Genomic DNA, 2758 nt, shown 5'->3' on the forward strand with positions numbered 1-2758 from the left:
TGACTGTGGTAAGCCATATTTTCCCCCAAAAGACGGGCATTTCGTGTTTAAAACGCCGGACCCGATCCCAACCTCATCGGTGGATCAAGGCTAAGACAGGACGGCTTCCCCTCCATCGCGTCCATAAGCGCAAAGGTCTGTTTATGCCGCCATGGTGGCAAACATCAGGGCCATGACAGCAGCGCCCAGGGCTTCGTGCCCGTGTTCGGCGCGGAAGGAGTGTCTTGGCGCCGCATGGTCGCGGGCAGCGGGTTTTGCTACCCTGCCACGCAGCAGAAGGATAAGGAACACCACTGCCGCGGCTGCGAAGAATACCGTCAGTGGCATGGCCAGGTCAGATGCTTGAACTAACCCCGGTGGGGCCGTGCTTGGGGCTGCCGGTGCTCCTGAGTGGTGGGCGTGCGAGGATGACGCTGCCGGAGCAATTTCGTGCCCGATGGTGGCGGCATGACCCATCATCCCAATCATGAGAGCCGCGCCGGCCATGGTGAGGCTGTGATAAACGCATTTCAGCCGGCCTTGGCTGCCGGCACAGAGTATTTTGAACGCCGGCCGGGCGACCGCCTGAATCACAAACCACAGTGAAGCGCCGGCAAGAACTGCGATCTGGGCCAGCATGGTTGACGGCACAAGGTTCCACAGCATGGCAGCCATCAGGACGTTCATGAGGGCATGGAGGCTTTTATTGGCCTGGTCCGTGAGATGGCGGGACCTCGCCGCCTGAAGAAGGTAACGGCATGCTCCAAGCAGCAAGACAGCCGTGAGAGTCCAGGTAACTGCGGGGACATTAAACACGCGAATCACGCTCTACTTCGATGTGGGTCAAGTGGATCGGCCCCGGTGCGACTGTCAACAGCACCGGGGCCCGCGTTCTGGGAATGCTCGAACTCCAACTCCAGGTCTGGAGGCGTAGATGCCGGGTTTTTAGGTGAGGTCCAGGACCTCGTCCCGGTCATGGGCGTAGTGATCTGAAGAGGGAGCAGCAGCTGCCTTGGTTTTTGCCCGTTTCGTCTCATGCTGCGAATACAGCCAGATGGGTATGTAGATTCCCAGCACGCCAAACGCCACCCAGGTGGGAGCCCAACCGATTTCCAGACCGTTGAGGTACACGACGCCGATAACACACAACGGCACATTGAATAGGCCAAAGACCAGGCCAACATGCCTCCAACGTTTGGGCGCCTTGAAGGGCCTCTCCACATCGGCAAAGGCCGGGTCATTCTTAGATTTGACATAAGAAAACAGGGTCAGACCATGGGCTATCGTGTAGCCAATCGCCGACGCACCAAGGACCGCCGAGGCGTCTCCCATGGAAATCAGCGCAAAGTTAAAGGCAGCGATGATCAGCAAGGCAACAAACGGAGTTCCGTGACTGTTAGTGTGACCACAGAATTTAGGAAGGTTGCCTTCTATCGCCATGGAGTGCATTGCGCGGGAAGAACCCAGATAAGCCGTTTGAATGATCAGGACCATAGCGGCCATCAACAAGATGATGGTGATCATGGAACCGGCTTGGCCGAAAACAGCCTCGGCGACTGGAATCAACGGCGACACGGGTTCTGCCAATACACCCTCAACACCCAGAACGCCTATCACTGAAGATTGCAGCATGACAAACAAGAACAAGCAGATGATGCCGCAGGCAAACAGAGCCTTAGGGGCATCTTTGGACGGGTTTTTGTACTCAGGTCCGTACATGGCTGCCGTTTCCCAGGCACAGGCACTCCAATGCGCAATTCCAAAGACGCCAAATAGAATCAGGATATGATGCAGGTCCCAAGCCCAGTCACTCGGCCACCAACTGCCGGTGATATTGGATAGATCGACGTGTCCGGTAGCAAAAGGGGCCACGGCCAAGATAACCAGCGGTATCAGAGATATAGCCGCCAGAACATAACCCAGAATGGCGCCTTCCTTCAGGCCGAACCAATTGACCACGAACAATGCCGAGAAAATAACACCACCGGCCATCAACGACAGTTGATACTCAGTGAACGTTTCACCCAGAACCGGAAAAAGCCCATGGAGGTAACCGCCGACCAAAATGGAAAAGATCGCCAGGATCGGGTTCCAGCCAAACCAATAGCTCCAAGCGGTGAAACCACCGAGCAGCTTGCCCTTGTCGTACTTGCCTTTGTAGTTCTCAGTGCGGAAGACGTGCTGCGCAAACCCCGGCACACCAGAAACCTTGGGAAAGGTGGTGGCCATTTCAGCGTACGCGGTGTTCTGCATGAAACCCTGAAGGACCGATAATCCCCAGATCAAAATAGCTGCACCAGACACATACATCGGGAGATACCCCAACGACGGCAGAATCAGCAAGGGCACCCCCAATGCAATTGCCATACCCTGTTTCCAGTCGATCGACCTTTTCAGGTGATCGACATCATCCAAACGTTTTTCACTCATAACATCTCCTTTGATGGATTGAACGTCGTGTGATCTTTACTGCCTGAACGCCTCTGGCGGCCGGCGAGTATGGGACGGACCCTGATGCGCGAACGTCAAAGCACGTTGGAAGGTCCGAGAGGATTCGCCCTAGTGGCGAGGCGAGTCCGCGGGAGCGCCGTGACGAATCACCGCGCTCCCGCGGACTCAGTTATGGACTGTTAGTCGGTGGTGCAGCACTGTCCGTTGGTTGTTTCTTCCCGGTTTTCGTTGGTGGGGAGGTTGAGGGTGGGGTTTTGGTCGAAGAAGCCGTGGGGTTCGAGCATGAAGCCGATGTTTTGGCGGGGCATGATGGGCCAGTCTTCGAGGC

At 56.3% G+C, this 2758-nt stretch carries 3 protein-coding genes; all 3 read right to left on the reverse strand.

What is annotated here, in order from left to right; genetic code table 11:
* Positions 1-141 precede the first annotated feature (141 nt).
* Positions 142-804, reverse strand: a complete 663-nt coding sequence (locus ABIB45_RS22380) for a DUF5134 domain-containing protein (RefSeq protein WP_354218027.1) — start codon at positions 802-804, stop codon at positions 142-144.
* A gap of 120 nt (positions 805-924) precedes the next feature.
* Positions 925-2409: an APC family permease gene (locus ABIB45_RS22385; protein ID WP_354218028.1), complete on the reverse strand. Its 1485-nt coding sequence runs from the start codon at positions 2407-2409 to the stop codon at positions 925-927.
* Between the two features lie 200 nt (positions 2410-2609).
* Complete coding sequence (locus tag ABIB45_RS22390; RefSeq protein ID WP_354218029.1) at positions 2610-2741, reverse strand: hypothetical protein; 132 nt, start codon at positions 2739-2741, stop codon at positions 2610-2612.
* Positions 2742-2758 lie beyond the last annotated feature (17 nt).

Source organism: Arthrobacter sp. UYCo732, assembly GCF_040547265.1.
Lineage (GTDB): Bacteria > Actinomycetota > Actinomycetes > Actinomycetales > Micrococcaceae > Arthrobacter.

Bases quoted from the DNA above. Each gene is read 5' to 3' on its own strand.
- ABIB45_RS22385 (WP_354218028.1), bottom strand. From the start codon at position 2,409: ATGAGTGAAAAACGTTTGGATGATGTCGATCACCTGAAAAGGTCGATC.